Origin of the sequence: Streptomyces lacaronensis (assembly GCF_047337785.1) — a bacterium.
Taxonomy (GTDB): domain Bacteria; phylum Actinomycetota; class Actinomycetes; order Streptomycetales; family Streptomycetaceae; genus Streptomyces; species Streptomyces lycopersici.
The window spans coordinates 3,067,595-3,085,685 of record NZ_JBLHDK010000003.1; the positions used below are offsets into that span (position 1 = coordinate 3,067,595).

Annotated in this window: 14 protein-coding genes and 1 pseudogene; 8 read left to right on the forward strand and 7 right to left on the reverse strand. The window is 70.6% G+C overall.

Features of this window, described 5'->3' with window-relative positions:
* Nucleotides 1–3: 3 nt before the first annotated feature.
* Together ACMTAK_RS12960 and ACMTAK_RS12965 are read right to left on the reverse strand one after the other, a co-directional pair.
* Nucleotides 4–2,334 carry a protein kinase domain-containing protein gene (locus tag ACMTAK_RS12960; RefSeq protein WP_413806365.1) on the reverse strand — a complete coding sequence of 777 codons (2,331 nt, stop codon included), beginning with the start codon at nt 2,332–2,334 and terminating at the stop codon, nt 4–6.
* 214 nt (nt 2,335–2,548) lie between these two features.
* On the reverse strand, nt 2,549–2,848 hold the full coding sequence (locus ACMTAK_RS12965) for a con-10 family general stress protein (RefSeq protein ID WP_461773810.1): 300 nt from the start codon (nt 2,846–2,848) through the stop codon (nt 2,549–2,551).
* A 177-nt stretch (nt 2,849–3,025) separates the two neighbouring features.
* Here ACMTAK_RS12965 and ACMTAK_RS12975 point away from each other — a divergent pair, with 177 nt between their 5' ends.
* The 7 genes from ACMTAK_RS12975 to ACMTAK_RS13005 all read left to right on the forward strand — a co-directional run bounded on the left by ACMTAK_RS12975 (nt 3,026) and on the right by ACMTAK_RS13005 (nt 11,056).
* The gene (locus ACMTAK_RS12975; RefSeq protein WP_413806366.1) at nt 3,026–4,381 is read left to right on the forward strand and encodes an ATP-grasp domain-containing protein; all 1,356 of its coding nucleotides are present in this window, start codon (nt 3,026–3,028) and stop codon (nt 4,379–4,381) included.
* 37 nt (nt 4,382–4,418) lie between these two features.
* Nucleotides 4,419–6,458 (forward strand): CocE/NonD family hydrolase, encoded by a 2,040-nt coding sequence (locus ACMTAK_RS12980; protein WP_413806367.1) that lies wholly within the window; start codon nt 4,419–4,421, stop codon nt 6,456–6,458.
* A gap of 55 nt (nt 6,459–6,513) precedes the next feature.
* Nucleotides 6,514–7,167 carry a HemK2/MTQ2 family protein methyltransferase gene (locus tag ACMTAK_RS12985; protein ID WP_413806368.1) on the forward strand — a complete coding sequence of 218 codons (654 nt, stop codon included), beginning with the start codon at nt 6,514–6,516 and terminating at the stop codon, nt 7,165–7,167.
* Nucleotides 7,168–7,186: 19 nt separating this feature from the next.
* Nucleotides 7,187–7,378 carry a CDGSH iron-sulfur domain-containing protein gene (locus ACMTAK_RS12990; RefSeq protein ID WP_413812869.1) on the forward strand — a complete coding sequence of 64 codons (192 nt, stop codon included), beginning with the start codon at nt 7,187–7,189 and terminating at the stop codon, nt 7,376–7,378.
* 158 nt (nt 7,379–7,536) lie between these two features.
* The gene (locus ACMTAK_RS12995; RefSeq protein WP_461773839.1) at nt 7,537–8,556 is read left to right on the forward strand and encodes a Ppx/GppA family phosphatase; all 1,020 of its coding nucleotides are present in this window, start codon (nt 7,537–7,539) and stop codon (nt 8,554–8,556) included.
* Nucleotides 8,557–8,570: 14 nt separating this feature from the next.
* Complete coding sequence (locus ACMTAK_RS13000) at nt 8,571–8,714, forward strand: hypothetical protein (protein ID WP_413806370.1); 144 nt, start codon at nt 8,571–8,573, stop codon at nt 8,712–8,714.
* On the forward strand, nt 8,711–11,056 hold the full coding sequence (locus ACMTAK_RS13005; protein WP_413806371.1) for a glycoside hydrolase family 65 protein: 2,346 nt from the start codon (nt 8,711–8,713) through the stop codon (nt 11,054–11,056). The genes ACMTAK_RS13000 and ACMTAK_RS13005 overlap by 4 nt, the downstream gene beginning before the upstream one ends.
* Nucleotides 11,057–11,189: 133 nt before the next feature.
* On the opposite strand, the gene ACMTAK_RS13010 is transcribed toward ACMTAK_RS13005, so the two are convergent.
* Together ACMTAK_RS13010 and ACMTAK_RS13015 are read right to left on the reverse strand one after the other, a co-directional pair.
* Nucleotides 11,190–11,957 carry an alpha/beta fold hydrolase gene (locus ACMTAK_RS13010; protein ID WP_413806372.1) on the reverse strand — a complete coding sequence of 256 codons (768 nt, stop codon included), beginning with the start codon at nt 11,955–11,957 and terminating at the stop codon, nt 11,190–11,192.
* Nucleotides 11,957–12,334 (reverse strand): DUF1330 domain-containing protein, encoded by a 378-nt coding sequence (locus tag ACMTAK_RS13015; protein ID WP_413806373.1) that lies wholly within the window; start codon nt 12,332–12,334, stop codon nt 11,957–11,959. The genes ACMTAK_RS13010 and ACMTAK_RS13015 overlap by 1 nt, the downstream gene beginning before the upstream one ends.
* A gap of 198 nt (nt 12,335–12,532) precedes the next feature.
* On the opposite strand from ACMTAK_RS13015, the gene ACMTAK_RS13020 reads away from it, so the two are divergent.
* Nucleotides 12,533–13,393 carry an alpha/beta fold hydrolase gene (locus ACMTAK_RS13020; protein WP_413806374.1) on the forward strand — a complete coding sequence of 287 codons (861 nt, stop codon included), beginning with the start codon at nt 12,533–12,535 and terminating at the stop codon, nt 13,391–13,393.
* A 185-nt stretch (nt 13,394–13,578) separates the two neighbouring features.
* On the opposite strand, the pseudogene ACMTAK_RS13025 reads toward ACMTAK_RS13020, so the two are convergent.
* The 3 genes and pseudogenes from ACMTAK_RS13025 to ACMTAK_RS13035 all read right to left on the reverse strand — a co-directional run.
* Nucleotides 13,579–14,709: pseudogene (locus tag ACMTAK_RS13025) on the reverse strand (endo-1,4-beta-xylanase); the annotation flags it as partial.
* Nucleotides 14,710–14,810: 101 nt separating this feature from the next.
* On the reverse strand, nt 14,811–16,460 hold the full coding sequence (locus ACMTAK_RS13030; protein ID WP_413806375.1) for a glycoside hydrolase family 43 protein: 1,650 nt from the start codon (nt 16,458–16,460) through the stop codon (nt 14,811–14,813).
* Nucleotides 16,461–16,913: 453 nt separating this feature from the next.
* Nucleotides 16,914–18,002, reverse strand: coding sequence for a LacI family DNA-binding transcriptional regulator (locus ACMTAK_RS13035; RefSeq protein WP_413806376.1), 1,089 nt, complete (start codon nt 18,000–18,002; stop codon nt 16,914–16,916).
* Nucleotides 18,003–18,091: the final 89 nt, after the last annotated feature.

Sequence of the window (18,091 nt, forward strand, 5' to 3'; positions counted from 1 at the left end):
GGGTCAACCGCCACGGCGGCCCTCACCACGGAGAGTCCCCTGGGGCCGGTACGGGTTCTTCCACAGGTACACCCTGCGGTGCTTGCTGTCGTTGCCCGCGATCAGCCGACCGTCCTTGCTGAAGGCCACGTCCTGGATCACATTGGCTGTCCCCTCCGCGCTGGTCGACAGGATGGCGCGCGGTTTGCGGGTGGCCACGTTCCACAGCAACAGTCCGTATTCGGAGGGGGTGGCGAGCGTCTTGCCGTCCGGGCTGAACGCCAGGTGGTGGACCTCCGATGGGATGAGGGAGTCGCTGAGGGTGGCTCGCTGATGGCCGGTCTTCGCATCCCACAGCCGGACCTCGCCGTCGTAGCTGCCGGTGGCGAGCGTCTTGCCGTCCGGGCTGAAGGCCAGGCTCAGGACTCCTTGCGCGGGGGAGATGGTGACCCGTGGATCGCCCTGGCCGTAAGGTTCCGGATCGCGGTGTGCCACGTCCCACAGCCGCACCGAGTGTTTCGGGGTGAGATTGCTGTCGGAGTCGTCGCCCGCGGAGGCCAACGTCCGGCCATCGGGGCTGAAGGCCACGCCCGTGACCTTGGCCTCCTGGTCGTAGTAGGCGAGTATCTCGTCCTTGTGGCTGTTGGTGTCCCACAGGTCCACCGAGCCGGGCCCACTGCCGGTGGCGAACAGCTTGCCATCCGGGCTGAAGGCCACCTTTTCGCCGCTGTCGACTCCCTGGAGGAAACGAGTCTGCCGGCGCTTGGCCACGTCCCACATGGTCAGCCAGCCGGTCATATTGGTGGCGGCGAGGAGCTTGCCGTCGGGGCTGAACGCCACGTCGCGGTTGGCGAACCCGTCATTGCCGACGCTGTCGCGCTGGGTGAAGGTGGCTCCTGGCTTGCGGTCGGCGACATTCCACAGCCGCACCTTGCCCTCGTCGTTGCCGGTGGCGAGCGTCTTGCCGTCCGGGCTGAACGCCAAGCCCTCGGCCGTCCTGGACCGGCCGGTGGGGCCGAGGGAGGCCGTGGGCCCGATCGAGCGATAGGGGAGGTCGGGGCCGCGGTCGGGGGAAGAGCCGGGGAGGTAGACGGCGATCAGGACGACGGCGAGGACGAGGATCCCGACCCCGCTGAGCAGGACGGGCAGCCCCGGGGCGGGCGTGGTGAGCGGGTCCGGGACCGGCGGGTTCGGCGAGGTGTCCGCGCCCGGTGGGGTAGCGGAACCGCCGGGGGCGCCGCCCCGTGCCGGGTCGTGCGCGGCCGGAGCGGACGGCGGCGGTACGGGGGCGGCGGGCCCGGACCCTCGCGGCGGCGGTGAGGTGCGGGTCCCGGCGTCGGGCGGGCCGGGAGTGCTGGGCGAGCCCGGGGCGCCCCGCGGGCCAGGGGTCCCGCGCTCGGGCCCTGACGGCGACACCACGGTGCGGGTGCGGGCGTCGGCGATGGCGTCGGCGATGCCCGCCGTGCCGACCCGGCCGCACTGCTCGATGACCTGGGCCGGGGCCGGCCGCCGCTCCGGGTCCTTCTCCAGGCAGTGGGCGGCGATGGCCCGGAGGGGTTCGGGGCAGCCGTCGAGGTCGGGATCCTGCTCCAAGACGCGGTAGATGACGCTGTGGTCGGAGCCGCCGCCGAAGGCGAGCCGTCCGGTGGCGGCGAAACCGGCGATCACGCCGAGGGCGAACACATCACCGGCCTCGGTGACGTCCTGCCCCCTGATGTATTCGGGCGCCATGTACGCGGGCGTTCCGGTGCGCGTCCCGGTGGCGGTCACCGCCGTGACGTCCGCCGCCCGGGCGATTCCGAAGTCGATGACCTTGGGTCCCTCGGCGGTGAGGATGATGTTGGAGGGCTTCAGGTCACGGTGGATCACATCGGCGGCGTGGATGGACTGCAGGGCCTCGGCCACCCTGGCGACCAGCCCCAGCGCCGCGTCGGCCGACAGCGGCCCGCTCTCGGCGACCGCGTGCTGGAGGGACGGCCCGGGGACGTAGGCCGTGGCCAGCCAGGGCTCCTCGGCCCGCAGATCCGCGTCCACGACCGGCACGGTGTAGAGACCCTGGACCCGCCGGGCCGCGGCCACTTCCTGCTCGAAGCGCTTGCGGAACGACGCGTCACCCGCGTATTCGCGGTGGACGACCTTGACCGCCACCGCACTGCCGGCCGGCGTACGCGCCAGGTAGACGCGGCCCATCCCCCCGGCCCCCAGCACCGCCTCCAGCCGGTACGGACCGGCCGTGGCGGGATCGGCGGCCCCCAGGGGGCGGTGTGGGGGCGGAGTCGTCGGCCACCCAGGTTGCTGTCCCGCCCCAACGGGTGGAACCGCCAATCGGCCATGGTCATGGTCCGGTCGGGACATGCTCCCCGTCACCCCGTCTCTCGCCGTTCGAGCGAGCGACAGCGTAAACGAACCCACCACCCCGTAACAGCTCTCCCCTCACAGGAAGACGCGACACGAGGACGGTGGGCCATGCCATACGAAGACCGGTGGGCCGTTCGCCGTGGCGTCGGGCCCACCGGTCTCGCAGGGCGGACAGGGTGGTGGCTCCTGCCCGCTTCACTTCACCGGCGGCTCAGCTACCGGACTGGCCGCCACCGCTGTGGTGGCCGCCCTTCTGACCGGCTTCCGCGGCACGCTGCGGGTCGTTCGCGAAGTTGCCACCGCTCTCGTGGCCACCCCGCTGACCGGCCTCGGAGGCGCGCTCCCGGTCGTTCGCGAAGTTGCCACCGCTGTGGTGGCCGCCCTTCTGACCGGCTTCCGCAGCACGCTGCGGGTCGTTCGCGAAGTTGCCACCGCTCTCGTGACCGCCCCGCTGACCGGCCTCCGAAGCCCGCTGCGGGTCGTTGGCGAAGTTACCGGGGTTGTCAGCCATGACTGGTTCCTCCTTATTCGCGGAGTTTCCATCTTTCTGGGGCGGCGGGTACCCGAGACGCGGACGCTAAACAGGGTGCTTTCGCAGCGGTCGCATCGGACGCCCCATCAGGATTGGCGGCCCGCGAGCGGGTACTCAGGACGCCGGAAAACGTCGGCACAGGGAGGGACCACGCCCGTGTACGAGAAGAACGTCTTCGTGATCGGCCTGGACGAGGCCAATGTGCCCATCCTGGAAAGCGGGCCCCGTGCCGGCCGGATCCGGTTCCACCAGCTGCTCGCGGTCGAGGATCTGCAGAGCGGCGAGGTGTCCGTGGCGGACCTGATCGCGAAGGCGGAAGGTGTTCTGGATGCCTTTGAGGGCAGCATCGACGCGATCGTCGGCTACTGGGACTTCCCGGTGAGCACACTCGTGCCGATTCTCAGCGAGCGCTACGGCACGCGCAGCACCAGCCTGGAGTCGGTGGTCAAGTGCGAGCACAAGTACTGGAGCCGACTGGAGCAGCGGAAGGTGATCGAGGAGCATCCGCGGTTCGGCCGGGTGGATCTGGAGGCGCGGGACCCGCGGCCGCCGGAGGGCGTCCGCTTCCCGATGTGGCTCAAGCCGGCCCTCGCGTACTCCTCGGAACTGGCCTTCTCGGTCAAGGACGAGGAGGAGTTCCGTACCGCGGTGAGCCGGATCCGTGCGGGCATCGGCCGCGTCGGCAAGCCCTTCGACGCCATCCTCGAACGGCTTGAGCTCCCGCCGGAGATGGAGGGTGTCGGCGGTCAGGTGTGCCTCGCGGAGGAGGCACTGAGCGGGGTGCAGGTCGCCGTGGAAGGGTATGTCCACCAGGGCGAGGTCACCGTCTACGGGGTGCTGGACTCCATCGACTACCCCGACAGCTCGTCCTTTCTGCGCCACCAGTACCCCTCCGCGCTGCCCGAGCCCGTGATCCGGCGGCTGCATGACGTCTCGCGGCGGGTGATGCGGCAGATCGGCACGGACGGGGCGACGTTCAGCATCGAGTACTTCTACGACGCCGCCACGGACGAGATCAACCTCCTGGAGATCAACCCCCGGCACTCCCAGTCGCACGCCGAACTCTTCGCCTATGTCGACGGGGTGCCCAACCACCACTGCATGCTCAGCCTCGCCCTCGGCGAGGATCCCGCCCTGCCGTACCGCGAGGGCCCCTACGCGATGGCCGCCAAGTGGTACTACCGGTGGTTCGCCGACGGTGTGGTCCATGACGCCCCCGTCGACGAGGAGATCGAGCGCATCGAGCGCGAGATCCCGGGCGTACGGATCGATGTGGTGCCCGAGGAGGGACAGCGGCTGTCCCAGATGGAGCAGCAGGACAGCTACAGCTTCGAACTCGCGCACATCTTCACCGGCGGGGACAGCGAGGAGGATCTGCGCGAGAAGTACGACCGCTGTGTCGCCGCCCTGAACCTCCTCTTCGACGCCGGCGCCCCGGGCGCCCGGCGGGAGCGGCGGGAGCGGCAGCCGGAGCCGGAGCCGGAGCAGGAGATACAGGGGCAGCACCGCTGAGCCCGACACCGCCACCAGGGAAGGAGCAAGTCGGCCTATGCGCCTCGTGAGCAATCTGCCGTGCGCCACTAAGGAAGAGGAACACATCACCATCCCCATGTCCGACGGCGTTCGCCTGTCGGCGCGCGTCTGGCGTCCCACCTCCTCGGACGAGGAGCCGGTGCCCGCGGTGCTGGAGTACATCCCCTACCGCAAACGGGATCTGACCTCCGTGCGCGACTCCGTCCACCACCCCTACATCGCCGGTCACGGCTACGCCTGTGTCCGCGTCGACCTGCGGGGCACCGGGGAGTCGGAGGGGGTGCTGACGGACGAATACCTGGGGCAGGAGCAGACGGACGCCGAGGAGATCCTGGCGTGGCTGGCCGAGCAGCCCTGGTGCGACGGCGCCACCGGCATGATGGGCATCTCCTGGGGCGCCTTCGCCGCCCTTCAGGTGGCCGCCCGGCGGCCACCGAGCCTGCGTGCCATCGTCATCTCCTCCTTCACCGACGACCGGTACGCCGATGACATGCACTACATGGGCGGTGCGCTGCTGTCCGACAACCTCGCCGAGGCGGGCACCATGTTCGCCTACGCCACCTGCCCGCCGGACCCGGCGGTGGTCGGCGAGCGCTGGCGCGGGATGTGGCACGAGCGGCTGGAGAACGCCCGCCCCTGGGTGGTGGAGTGGCTGCGCCACCAGCGCCGCGACGACTACTGGCGGCATGCCTCGGTGTGCGAGGACTACCAGGCCGTGCGGTGCCCCGTGCTGGCCTCCAGCGGCTGGGCGGACGGCTACTCCAACGCCGTGACCCGGCTGCTCGGCAATCTGGACGTACCGCGCAAGGGCCTGATCGGGCCGTGGTCACACAAGTACCCGCACCTGGGCGAGCCGGGCCCGGCCATCGGCTACCTCCAGGAGGTGGTGCGGTGGTGGGACCACTGGCTGAAGGGCGTGGACAACGGCGTCATGGACGGGCCCAGGCTGTGGACGTGGATGCAGGACAGCGTGCCACCGTCCACCGCCTACGAGGAGCGCCCCGGCCGCTGGATCGCCGAGCCCCGGTGGCCCTCCCCCAACGTCGAGCCGGTGGTGCACCCGCTCGCCGGATATCGCATCGCCGACCCCGGTGACACACTTCCCGGCCAGGAGGCGCGGGGCGAGCCGCTGACCGTCCAATCGCCCCTGTCCGTGGGCCAGTTCGCGGGCAAGTGGGCCTCGTACAACGCGCCTCCGGACCTGCCGTACGACCAGCGGGAGGAGGACGGCGGTTCGCTGGTGTTCCAGACCGATCCGCTCACCGAGCGGGTGGAGATCCTCGGCTCACCCTCCGTCGAGCTGGAGCTGTCGGCCAGTGAACCGGTCGCCATGGTCGCCGCCCGGCTCTCCGATGTGGCTCCGGACGGCCGCGCCACCCGGATCACCTACGGTCTGCTCAACATCGCCCACCGCGAGACCATCGGCGACCCCGAGCCCCTGGAACCCGGCCGGCGCTACCGCGCCCGGGTGCGGCTCAACGGAGTGGCCCAGGCGTTCCCGCCCGGTCACCGCATCCGGTTGTCGCTGTCCACGTCGTACTGGCCACTCGCCTGGCCCCCGCCCCGGCCGGCGCTGCTGACCGTGTACGAGGCCGACAGCGCCCTCACGCTGCCACTGCGCCGGGCCTCCGCGGGCGAGGACCGGCCCCAGCGCCCGTTCGGGGAGCCCGAGGGCACGCCACCCGCCGCCACCACCCGGATCACACCCCACGAGGAGCGCTGGGACGTCAAACGCGATCTGGTCGGCTACCGGTCCGAGCTGGAGATCGTCAAGGACGCGGGCACCCTGCGCTTCGACGACATCGGGCTGGACGTCGGCCGCCGGGCGTACGAGCGCTATACGGCGGTCGCGGACGACTTCAGCTCGGTCGGTGGCGAGTCGACCTGGACCATGCGCTTCCACCGCGACGACTGGGACGTGCGGGTGGTGACGAGCACGGTGCTGCGCTCCAGTGAAACGGAGTTCTTCGTGGACGCCACGCTGGACGGCTACGAGGGCGACCGGCGGGTCTTCTCACGCACCTGGAACGAGACGCTGCCCCGGGACGGCCTGTGACTCTTCCCGGACATCGCACGCGCACGTCACGCTCTGCCGGGGGTACTCGCCGCTGATGGTGTTCAAGACGCCTCCAGGTGTGTACGCCCCGCAGGACGACACATGGCTGTTGTCCGAGGCCCTGCTCCGGGAGGCCATCACGGCGGAGACGGCGGTGCTGGACGTGGGGACCGGCAGCGGGGCCCTGGCCCTCGCCGCGGCCGGACGCGGCGCGGCCCAGGTGACCGCGGTCGATGTCTCACCGCTCGCCGTGGGCGCCACATGGCTGCGCGCCCGCCTCAAAGGGCTGCCGGTGCGTGTCCTCCAGGGCGATCTGCTGACACCGGTCGCCGACCGCGGATTCGATCTCATCGTGGCCAATCCGCCGTATGTGCCGGTGGCGGGGCGGCGGATCCGCCGGGGCCGTGGCGTGGCCTGGCGGGCCGGTGCCGACGGGCGGGCGGTGGTCGACCGGATCTGCCGCGACGCGCCGCCCCTGCTGCGCCCCGGTGGTGTGCTGCTCCTGGTGCACTCGGGGCTGTGCGGCCCGGATCGTACGGTGGAGTGGCTGGCGGGGGCGGGGCTGCGGGCGGCCGTGACCGACCGCCGCACGATCCCCTTCGGGCCGGTGCTGCGCGAGCAGGCCCCCTGGCTGGAGGCCCATGGGCTGATCGCCCCGGGCGAGACGAAGGAAGAGCTGGTGGTGATCCGTGCCGAACGACAATTGTGATCACGCGGTGAGCGTGCGGATGGGCACCGATGGCCCGATGCTGATCGAGGGACCGGTCGAGGTCACCCTGCCCGATGGCGGCGTGGCGCGCTCCGACCGCTTCACGGCGGCCGTGTGCCTGTGCGGCCGCAGCGCGCGCTACCCGTGGTGCGACACCAGCCACCGCCGCAGACCGCCGAGGTCACGGCGCGGAGCGGGCTCGGAGCGGTAGCGCCGGAGCCAGTGGCCCCGGAGCGGACCCGGAGCGGGCTCGGAGCGGACCCGGAGCGGGCTCAGAGCGCGTTCGGAAGTGCGCAACGCGGCCGGATCCCCGGACAGCGCGCGATCATCCGACGTCTGGAATATGTCAGGGTGGGGCACTCATCACGGATGCGCTGTGGAGTGCTCGACATCGGATCCCGTACCGCCCATCTCAAGATCGCCGACCTTTTCCCGGGTCGACCCCCGGAGCCGGTGGTCTCGTGGAAGCAGCCGGTCCGCCTGGCCGACGCGACCGATCGCCAGGGGGTGATCCCCCGCGAGGCGATCCGGTCCCTGGTCGGCGCCGTCACCGCGAGTGCCGCGGCCGCGTCCGCCCACCACGTCGACCGCCTGATCCCCTTCGCCACCTCGGCGGTTCGGGACGCGACCAACCGGGACGCGGTACTCGACGAGATCGAGGCCGCCACCGGCATCCGCGTGGGCTTCATGAGCGGCGTGGAGGAGGCACGGCTGACGTTCAGGGCGGCGCGCGGCTGGCTCGGCTGGTCGGCGGGGCGGATACTGCTCCTCGACATCGGCGGCGGCTCCTTGGAGATCGCCAGCGGAAGCGGCACGGACCCCGCTCTCGCCATCTCCCTGCCGCTGGGAGCCGACCGGCTCACCCGCCACCATCTGCCCGATGCCACGCCGGTGAAGAAGCGGGACGTCAAGGCGTTGCGCCGGCACGTACGCGCCACCCTCGACCAGGGCACAGCCGAACTGCGCGCACAGCCCGCGCCCCTCTCCTGCGTCGCCACGTCCAGGACATTCGCCCAGCTGGCCCGCCTCGCCGGAACCCGGCAGCCCGGCAACGGTCTGCCCGCGGTCCACAGTCTCAGCCGTAAGGAGCTGGCGCCCTGGGTGTCACGGCTCGCGGTCAGAACGGACCGGCAGCGAGCGAAGCTGCGCGGAATATCCGCCTCCAGGGCGCATCAATGCCTGGCCGGTGCCATCGTCGCGGAGGCCGCCATGGAAGTCATGGCGGTGAAACGACTCACCATCTGCCCATGGGCCTTGCGCGAGGGCGTTCTGCTCGACCATCTCTCCCGCCTCGAGGGCGAACATTCGGAGTTCATGACCGCGCCTTTCATGACCGCCCCGCGCGCGATCCGCGCGCTCCCCCAGGAGGCGCAACCCGGCCGAAGGTGACGATTCTGCTGTCGATGAGCCCGATGCCATGGGGCAGCCCGCCACGGCGCGCGGCTGATATCGCCGGTAGACTCGTCAATACGGCGAAGTTGGGCATCCCGGACACAGCGCGCAATGTGGCGTCGGACCTCTACGAGCTGCTGGAGGGTGACAAGTGATCAGCCACCATGCCTATGCCGTCGAGCCGTGGTGTCTCCGCGAGACCGAGCTCAACCTGGACGTACTCGCCCAGAGCGAATCCGTCTTCTCAGTGTCCAACGGGCATGTCGGCTGGCGCGGCAACCTCGACGAGGGCGAGCCGCACGCCCTGCCCGGCAGCTATCTCAACGGTGTGCACGAGCAGCATCCGCTGCCGTACGCGGAGGGCGGCTACGGATTTCCCGAGTCCGGCCAGACGGTCATCAACGTGACCAACGGCAAGCTCATCCGGCTGCTGGTCGACGACGAACCGTTCGACCTGCGCTACGGGCGGTTGCGCTCCCATGAGCGGGTGCTCGATCTGCGTACCGGACTGCTCCACCGCGTCTGCGAGTGGACCTCGCCGGTCGGCAAGACGGTGCGGGTGCGCTCCACCAGGATGGTCTCCTTCAGCCAGCGCGCCATCGCCGCGGTCGCCTACGAAGTGGAGCCGCTGGACGACCGGACGAACGTGGTCGTGCAGTCGGAACTCGTCGCCAATGAGCAACTGCCCACGCTCAGCGGCGATCCCCGGGTCGGCGCCGCCCTGGAGTCATGCCTGCTGCCCGAGGAGAACTTCGCGCTCGACCTGCGGCTGCGCCTGGTGCACCGTACGGCGGCGAGCGGGCAGCGGGTCGCGGCCGCCGCCGACCATGTGGTGCGGGGCCCCGGATCCACCCGTACCTCCGGCGAGAGCACGGATGACGTGGGCCGCGTGACCGTCACCGCCGTGCTCGACCCCGGTGAGCGGCTGTGCGTCGAGAAGTTCGTGGCGTACGGCTGGTCCGGATTCCGCTCGCTGCCGGCCGTCCGGGACCAGGTCGAGGCCGCGCTCAGCGGTGCGCGCAACACCGGCTGGCAGGGCCTGGTCGATCAGCAGCGCGAGTTCCTCGACGGCTTCTGGCACCACTCCGACATCGAGGTGGACGGTGACGCGGAGATCCAGCAGGCCGTGCGCTTCGCCCTCTTCCACGTCATGCAAGCGGGCACCCGGGCCGAACAGCGGGCGATCCCGGCCAAGGGCCTGACCGGCTCCGGGTACGACGGACACGCCTTCTGGGACACCGAGGCGTTCGTGCTGCCACTGCTCACCTACGCCTCGCCGAACTGCGTCGCCGAGGCCCTGCACTGGCGGCAGAACACCCTGCCCGCGGCGCGGGAGCGCGCCCGGCAGCTCGGACTGCGGGGTGCGGCCTTCCCATGGCGCACGATCGACGGCGCGGAGTGCTCCGGGTACTGGCCGGCCGGAACCGCGGCCTTCCACATCAACGCGGATATCGCGGCGGCCGTCGTGCGCTACGTCCGGGCCTCCGGCGACACGGACTTCGAGCGCCGGACCGGGGTGGAACTGCTGGTGGAGACGGCCCGGCTGTGGCGCTCCCTCGGTCATCACGACTCCGGGGGCCGCTTCCACATCGACGGCGTCACCGGCCCCGACGAGTACAGCGCGCTCGCGAACGACAACGCGTACACCAACCTCATGGCCCGGGCGAACCTGCGGGCCGCGGCGGATGTGGCCGAGCGCCACGCGGCGGAGGCCGCGGCGCTCGGTGTCGACGAGGCGGAGACCGCCGCATGGCGCGATGCCGCCAGGGCGATGTCCGTGCCGTACGTCGCCGCGCTGGGCCTCCATGAGCAGTCGGCGGGCTACACCGGGCTCGACGTATGGGACTTCAAGGACACACCACGCGAGCGCTATCCGCTGATGCTGCACTTCCCGTATTTCGATCTGTACCGGAAGCAGGTGGTCAAACAGGCGGACCTGGTGCTGGCGATGTTCCTGTGCGGCGATGCCTTCGAACCCGACCAGAAAGCGCGGAACTTCGCCTACTACGAGCCGCTGACCGTCCGGGACTCCTCGCTGTCGGCCTGTGTGCAGTGTGTGATGGCCGCCGAAGTGGGCCATCTGCGCCTGGCCTACGACTACTTGGGCGAGGCCGCGCTGATGGACCTGGCGGACCTGGAGAAGAACACCCGCGACGGCCTGCACATCGCCTCCCTGGCGGGCACCTGGATCGGACTGGTCGCCGGTTTCGGCGGCCTGCGCGACTACGGGGACGTCCTGTACTTCGCGCCCCGGCTCCCCGAGAGCCTCCACCGGCTGGCCTTCTCACTGCGGGTCCGGCAGAGCTGTCTGCGGGTCGACATCACGGGCTCGCGGGTCACCTACGCGCTGCGGCATGGCGACCCCGTCCGGATCAGCCACGGCGGCGAGGTCATCACCCTCTCCGAGGACGCCCCGCAGACCCGCCCCCTCGGCCCGCCCACCGCCCTTCCCGAGCCCGCCCAGCCACCGGGCCGACGGCCCGAACCACGCCACTGACGCCCGCCGGTCTCACCCCGCGACGGGATGGCCGGCCCCTGGCCGTGGTCAGCTCCGGCACCGCGGCACCGGAGCTGGACGAGAAGCAGTACGGCGCCCTGGGCCATCGGGAGCGGCAGCCGCGTCCGTGCGGCTATCCGTGGTCCAGTGACGCCCAGAAGCGGGTGAGAACCTCGGCGCCACGGCGCGGGTCATGCGTCATCCACCAGTGGCCCAGCCCGTCGAGGACCTCCACCCGGGCACCGGCCCGGCGCGCGCCGCGGCGTCGCTGCTCGGCGGTCCCGACCACGTGGTCCTCGGTGGCGAGCAACACGAGCCCCGGCCGCCGGGCCGCGTTCTCCAGGTCCCGGCCGAGTTCGGTCATCACCGGTCGCGTGGCGGAGGTGTAGAGCGCGATCACGGCCCGGCCCATCGCCTCGTTCTGGCCCTCGGCGACCCGCTCGGCCACCGCCTCGCCCATCCCCCGCTCGACGAGCGTCGCGATCCGCCGCTCGAGGGGCGCGCCGAAGCGTTCGGCCACATCGGCCTCTCCGACGCCCGGTGTCTGCCATCGCTGGGCGAGCTCATGCCAGACGTAGTCGGGATCGTAGACCCCGATCGTGTCGCTGACCCAGCTGCGTACGAGGTCCGGGCGGCTCATGACCGCGTTGAGGACGTGTCCGCCGCCCCAGTCGTGGCCCACCAGGTCGACGGGCTCGGCGAAGCGTGTCAGCTCGCCGATCAGCCAGTCGCGATACTCCTGGACGGTCGCCCCGAACCCGGGCGGCAGCGGCGCGCCGAACCCGGGCGGGGACAGCCGGATCAGACCGGCCGGAGCCGCACCGGCGGCCTCCAGCTCGGCGATCAGGAGATCCCAGACGGCCGCCGTCTCGGGATTTCCGTGCACGAAGACCGCGGGCATCAGGCCACTCCCCCCTGGATCGGAACGGTGGGTTGCAGGACCGATTCCACCAGCGCCTCCGCGCGGAGATGGGCCACCGCCCGATAGTCGGGGTCGCGGGCCATGTCGGCGAACGCCTGGCGGCTGGGGTAGCGCACCAGGAGCACCGCGTCCCATGCCTGCCCGTCTTCGGCGACCAGGGCACGACCGCCGTTTCCCAGGTACTCCACGTGCAGTCCGTACCGCCCGTGGATCTCCGGGCCCAGCGCCTCCATATAGCGCTGGTAACTCTCGCGGCCACCGTCCGGACGGAACCGCAGCAGATTCAGCATCACCACGGGGCCGCCGGGGTCCTCGGCCAGCAGCGTGTCGAGGGCCCGCTCATCCATGTCGATCATCAAAGCCTCCTTCGGATGAAGAGGAGCGTATAAACTTGTTGGTCGACACGCAAGTTAGTTACGAACCACAAGGGGAACGGCCCTGCCCAGGGCAGCGACCCGAAGACGCAGCAGTCACAGGATCACTCGGGCAAGTGCTAAACGGCCGCCACGTCGGACCGCAGGAACTGCGTGTGCACGTCCCCTACGGTGGGGTTCATGACGCCTCTTCACATTCGTGACCATGGAGGCAGTGGCCCGCCGCTGGTGTTGCTGCACGGAGCGGGGAGGTCGCTCGCCGACTGGGACGCCTCGGCTTCCGCGCTCACCGTCGGGCATCGCGTCCTCGCTCTCGACCTCCCCGGGCACGGCCGTTCTCCCGATATCTCCCCCTGGACCTTCCCGGCGGTGGTGCGGCACCTCGCGGACACGCTGGACGCGTATGGGATGCCGGAGGCCGTAGTGGTGGGCCATTCCCTCGGCGGGCTGGTCGCGGTCGAGTACACGCGGGCGCACGCGGGCCGTGTCCGCGGAGCCGTGAACCTGGACGGCTTCTGGTGGGGGCGGCCGGGTCAATTCGCCGGTGCGGAGCGGGTCGGAGAGGTGCTGCGGTCGTCGGCCGGTGCCATCGCGCCACCGGAGTACATCGAGGAGCAGGTCGCCCACGCCGCGCGGTACGGGATCCCCTCCGAGCGCGCGGAGGCGGCCGCCCGCGCTGCCGTACGCCCGTTGCCCGACGGCAGGTGGCAGACACTGCCGAGGCGCAAGGCAGCTCTGGAGATATACGGCGAACTCGACAGGCTGGGTGCGCTCGGTGTCACCGCCTGGCTGGACGGGGTGGACTGTCCGCTGCTGCTGGTACAGGCCGGCCGGCCACAGCCGCCGACGCCCGCGATGGAGTGGTTCGACGACTTCCTCGCCCGGTTCGCCCGAGGGCTCTCCGCGGAGCTGGACGGGCTCTCCCGCATCCGGCCGTCGATCACGGTCACCGGGATCGACGCCACCCACGCGATGGTCCTGGAAGCTCCGGAAGCGGTGGCAACACTCATCGCCGGATTCGTCCGAGAACTGCCCGGCTGACGAAGACGCCGGCGGTCCGCACCGGCCGGCCGCTGGACCGAGCGCTGACCGCATCGGGGTCGGCCACCGGATCCCGATGGCCGACCCCGATGCGGCGGGCGCCGCGACGGTGGGGCTGCTGGGTTACACCAACCCGCTCCCGACGCGGCTGGACCGTGTGCCGACCACGATGGCTTCGACGATCAGCTGGAGCTCCCTCGGAAACCGGACGGCAGTGAGGCGGCCGGAGAGGTCGTACTCCTGGCGGCCGGTGTGCCGCCGAGGGCGGTCAGGGTGGCGTTGTACGCGGCCTTCTTGTTGCCGCTGCCGTCGAAGAGCAGTGGCTTGTCCCCGGCGCGCCAGGAGTCGGTGTCGCGGATGCCCCATACGGTGATGCCGGTGCAGCGCGGGACGTTCATGCAGGCCTTGACCGTGTTGGCGTACGCGGTGGTGGGCGCCTGGGCGATGTCGAGCTCGGTGATCTGCACGTCCACGCCGAGTGCGGCGAAGCTGGACAGGGTGGTCTGGAAGGAGGCCGGCGGGCCGCCGGTGCCGAAGTGGGCCTGGAAACCGACGCAGTCGATGGGGACACCGCGCGACTTGAAGTCACGGACCATGCGGTAGACGCCCTGGGTCTTGGCGTCGGTCCAGTTCTCGATGTTGTAGTCGTTGTAGCAGAGCTTGGCCGCGGGGTCGGCCGAGCGTGCGGTGCGGAAGGCCTGCTCGATGAAGCCGTCGCCCAGCAGGTTCTGGAAGACCGAGGGGCGGTGCTGGCCGCTGCCGCCGTCGGCGAACGCCTCGTTGACCACGTCCCAGGCGTAGACCTTGCCCTTGTAGTGGGCCATCTGTGTGGTGATGTGATTGGCCATCACACTGCGCAGAGTGTTCGCGTCGCCGATGGAGCTGACCCAGCCGGGCAGCTGGGAGTGCCAGACGAGGGTGTGGCCCCGTAAGCGCTGCCCGCGCGAGAGGGCACGGTTGGCGATCTGGTCGGCGGGGCCGAAGTTGAACGAGCCGCGGGACCGCTCGGTGGTGTCCCACTTCATCTCGTTCTCGGGTGTGACCATGTTGAACTCGCGGTCCAGGATGGTCGAGTACGTCGAGTCGCCGAGCCTGCCCCCGGCCACGGCGGTCCCGAAGTACCGCCCGGACTGGGCCGCCTGTGCGCCCAGGGTGGAAGCCTGGGCGGATGCGGATGCGGACGCGGACGCGGCGGTGGGTGCGGCGGTGGCGGTCCCGGCCACCGCCATGACGCCCGCAGCGGCGATGAACCCTAACGCCGAGGCGCGGCGCCGGCCGCGTCGGTCGTGTCGGTCGTGTCGGTCGCGATCGTTCATCTCTCTCCTCACATGGGTGGGGGCACCTTGGGAGCGCTCCCAGAATCGGGCGTACGAGTGCGTTCGCGTCCGGGTACGGACAGTGGCCCGGAGAGAACCGGTCAGGGGGTGGTGAGTTCGAAGCGGGTGACGTTGACCGAGCCTCCGAGTGCTTGGGTGGCGTGGTTGAAGATGGCATACCGGTAGCCCATGAAGAACCGCCAGTCGTTGCCCATGGTGAACGGGGGCCCGAGGCGGGTGAAGTTGGTGCCGTCGGTGCTGTAGGAGAAGGTGCCCGGCCGTCCCGCGCCGGGACGGATGTCGGCGGTGGCGCGCAGCCAGATGCGGCCGCCCTGGACAGCGGCGCTCGCGAGCTCCGTTCCGGTTCCGGTGGTGTTCCAGTTGCCGTCCATGGTCAGCCCGCTCACCATCGTCACCCGGGTCGCACCGCCGTCCCGTTTCACACCGATCCACGCGGACGAGTCGCGCAACAGCGCCAGTCCGGCCCGGTCGCCGTCCCGCATCGCGGAGTGGTCGAGCTGGATGGTGGCGGTGGAGGTGGGCCCCTGGATCCGGTGGGTGAGGGTGTTGCGGGCCCAGTACAGGTCGTTCGTGACCGTCGCGGTTCGCAAGGTCAGGCCGTTGTTCACCGACCACTTGGTGTTGTCCGGGTTGTGGTTCCACTCCCACGTCGGCTTCAGGGACGTACCGTCGAAGGTGTCGACACCGGTCAGCGGGGCGGCCTGGCGGGGCGGGGCCCCGACGGCGGCCGGACTGGGATACGAGGCACCCCAGGCACCGTTGACCAGCTGCACCACGGGCCAGCCGTCGGAGGTCCAGGTGACCGGGGCCAGTACGGGGATCCGGCCGCCGGGGTAGGCGTCCACGAAGGCCATGTAGTACCAGGCGCCGTTCTGGGTCTGCACGAGCCCGCCCTGGTGTGGCACCCCGCCGCCGGAGACCGGCCCGCCCAGGTTGAGCAGAACCTGCCGCATGGTGTACGGGCCGAAGGGGCCGCTGGTGGACTTCAGGATGTACTGGCCGTTGGCGGGGCGGGTGAGGAAGATGTAGTAGTTGCCGTTGATCTTGTAGAAACGGGAGCCCTCCAGGGTCCCGACGCTCGACGGCGTGGTGAACACCTGCTGTGCACGGACCTGGGTACGGCCGTCGGCGGAGAGCTGGGCCACGCTGATGGTGGTGTTCCCGTACGACACGTACATGGTGTCATCGCTGTCGATGAGCAAACCCGCGTCGTAATAAGCGTTGTTGATCGTGGTGAGCCTGGTCCAGGGCCCTTCGACGGACGGGGCGGTGTAGATGTACGACCGGGAGAATTCGATGCAGCCGAGCCAGTAGAACGTCCGGTTGCTCGGGCGGTAGGCCAGCGACGACGCCCAGACGCCCTTGACGTAGGCGCGGGAACCGCTCAGGTCGTACTTGGAGCCGAAGTCCAGCACCGGCACCGAGTGGCCGGCGAACTCCCAGTTCACCAGGTCATACGAACGGAGGATGGGCGCCCCCGGCGAGTAGTGCATCGTGGAGGCCGAGTAGTAGTAGGCGTCACCGACGCGGATGATGTCGATGTCCGCGAAATCCTGCCAGATCACCGGATTCGTGAACTGGGCGGCAGCGGCCGTGGGCGTGACCGCGGCGGAGTCGCGCGGCAAGGCTGCGGCGCGGGCCGCGGCGGAGATGGGCAGGGCTCCTGCCGCCAGCCCCGTGGCCGTTGCCAGTGCCTTGCGGCGACTGTGCTCATGATGGAGCCAGGACATGGAGGGTCGCTCTCTCTCGTGGTGGTCGGGGCGGCGGACCGCACATCGGGCGCGGGCAGCCCTTCGGCGAGAAACAGAACACCTGGGGAGCGGTGGCCCACCGGGTGCGGATGCATGAGGAAACTCCCTGAGTCGGCTGGGGCACAGTTACCGCGACGCCACCGGTGTCCTTGGACCGCGGCACGATGACGCATAAACACATCGCCGGGTACGGCTTTCAGCGGTGGTCTGTGGGGCCGACACAAACCTGTCCGTCCGACGACTATTCGATATACCGAACGCCAATCGGAGGCTCGGACAAGCATGGATGATAGACGGGCGACGAGAGACGTCAACACCTCCGGCGCCAACGAGCCCCACGAATACCGGCGAAGACCGTACGAGGACCGGGGGAAGCCGGAGCGGCGCCTGCTCTCGGCACGTGTGGACGGCGGCTGGTTCCTCGCCTGTCGTTCAGCCGCTGGTGCCGCGGTGCGGGCCGGTGCTTTCGCGGACGATGAGAGTGGGCTCGTCGCAGGGGTCGGGAGCGGGCGCCGCGGGATCGAGCAACCGGTGCAACAGCCCGAAGCAGGTGCGGCCGAGCCCCTCGAAGTCGAGGCGGACCGTGGTCAGCGCGGGGGCGAGGAAGGCCGCGACGGGTACGTCGTCGAAACCGGCCACGCTCAGGTCGCCGGGGATGCGCCGTCCGGCTTCGCGGGCTGCTCGCATCACCCCTGCGGCCACGTCGTCGTTGCCGCACAGCACGGCGGTCACCGACGGAGTCGCGACCAGCTCCCGCGCGGCGAGGTAGCCGGAGCGCGGCGTCCAGCCTCCCTCCACCACGGGTGGCTCCGGGGCGCCGGCCGCACGCAGCGCGTCCAGCCAGCCCAGGGTGCGCTGGGCCACCTGAGCGGTGGAGGACGGCAGCGACAGGTAGTGCACGGTGCGGTGACCCAGGCCCAGCAGATGGCGGGTGGCGCGGTTGGCGGCGATCCGGTCGTCCAGCCATGCCTGTGACCGGGTGGAGACCGGCTCGCTGCCGGAGGGGCACTCGATGGCGGCCACCACCGGTGTGTCCGCGGGCAGCAGCCGCAGGGCGCGCACTCCGGGTGCGTCGAAAGCGATGACCACGACGGGTTCGCCCGGCCGTGCCAGGCGGGTGCGCAACTCGTTCCCGTCCGGAACGGCGTGGCGGTCCAGCACGCTCACGGCGACGGTGAAGGAGGCGGTTCGAGCGGCTTCTTCGATGCCGCGCAGTGTCGAGGCGGCCCCGTACAGGCTGGTGTCGCCGGTGAGGATGGTCAGCGAACGGGCGGCCTTGCCCGCGAGTTCGCGGGCCGCGCGGTTGGGCCGGAAGCCGAGCGAGCCGATGGCGTCCTCGACTCGGTGACGGGTGGCATCGGCCACGGAGGCACGCCCATTGATCACACGGGAGACCGTCTGGTACGAGACACCCGCTACCCGTGCGACGTCGCGGATGGTCACGGTGGGGGCGCCCGCGCTGTCAGGAGTGGTGTGCGTCAGCCCGTGTGTGGACCCCGCGGAGCGCATGTGACCGGTCACTCACCTGTTCCTGGAAGCATGGACGGCGATCACCTCGCGTGGGCGCAGGGCCTCTGACCGGGCACAACCGGCCCGGAGAAATCGGCGCT

Excerpts from the sequence above, each read along its gene's own strand:
- ACMTAK_RS12990 (WP_413812869.1), top strand. The coding sequence starts at position 7,187 with ATGGGCACCGATGGCCCGATGCTGATCGAGGGACCGGTCGAGGTCACC.
- ACMTAK_RS13030 (WP_413806375.1), bottom strand. The coding sequence starts at position 16,460 with ATGTCCTGGCTCCATCATGAGCACAGTCGCCGCAAGGCACTGGCAACG.
- ACMTAK_RS13020 (WP_413806374.1), top strand. The coding sequence starts at position 12,533 with ATGACGCCTCTTCACATTCGTGACCATGGAGGCAGTGGCCCGCCGCTG.
- ACMTAK_RS12965 (WP_461773810.1), bottom strand. The coding sequence starts at position 2,848 with ATGGCTGACAACCCCGGTAACTTCGCCAACGACCCGCAGCGGGCTTCG.
- ACMTAK_RS13000 (WP_413806370.1), top strand. The coding sequence starts at position 8,571 with ATGAGCCCGATGCCATGGGGCAGCCCGCCACGGCGCGCGGCTGATATC.
- ACMTAK_RS12985 (WP_413806368.1), top strand. The coding sequence starts at position 6,514 with ATGGTGTTCAAGACGCCTCCAGGTGTGTACGCCCCGCAGGACGACACA.
- ACMTAK_RS13015 (WP_413806373.1), bottom strand. The coding sequence starts at position 12,334 with ATGATCGACATGGATGAGCGGGCCCTCGACACGCTGCTGGCCGAGGAC.
- ACMTAK_RS12960 (WP_413806365.1), bottom strand. The coding sequence starts at position 2,334 with ATGTCCCGACCGGACCATGACCATGGCCGATTGGCGGTTCCACCCGTT.
- ACMTAK_RS13010 (WP_413806372.1), bottom strand. The coding sequence starts at position 11,957 with ATGCCCGCGGTCTTCGTGCACGGAAATCCCGAGACGGCGGCCGTCTGG.
- ACMTAK_RS12995 (WP_461773839.1), top strand. The coding sequence starts at position 7,537 with ATGCGCTGTGGAGTGCTCGACATCGGATCCCGTACCGCCCATCTCAAG.
- ACMTAK_RS12980 (WP_413806367.1), top strand. The coding sequence starts at position 4,419 with ATGCGCCTCGTGAGCAATCTGCCGTGCGCCACTAAGGAAGAGGAACAC.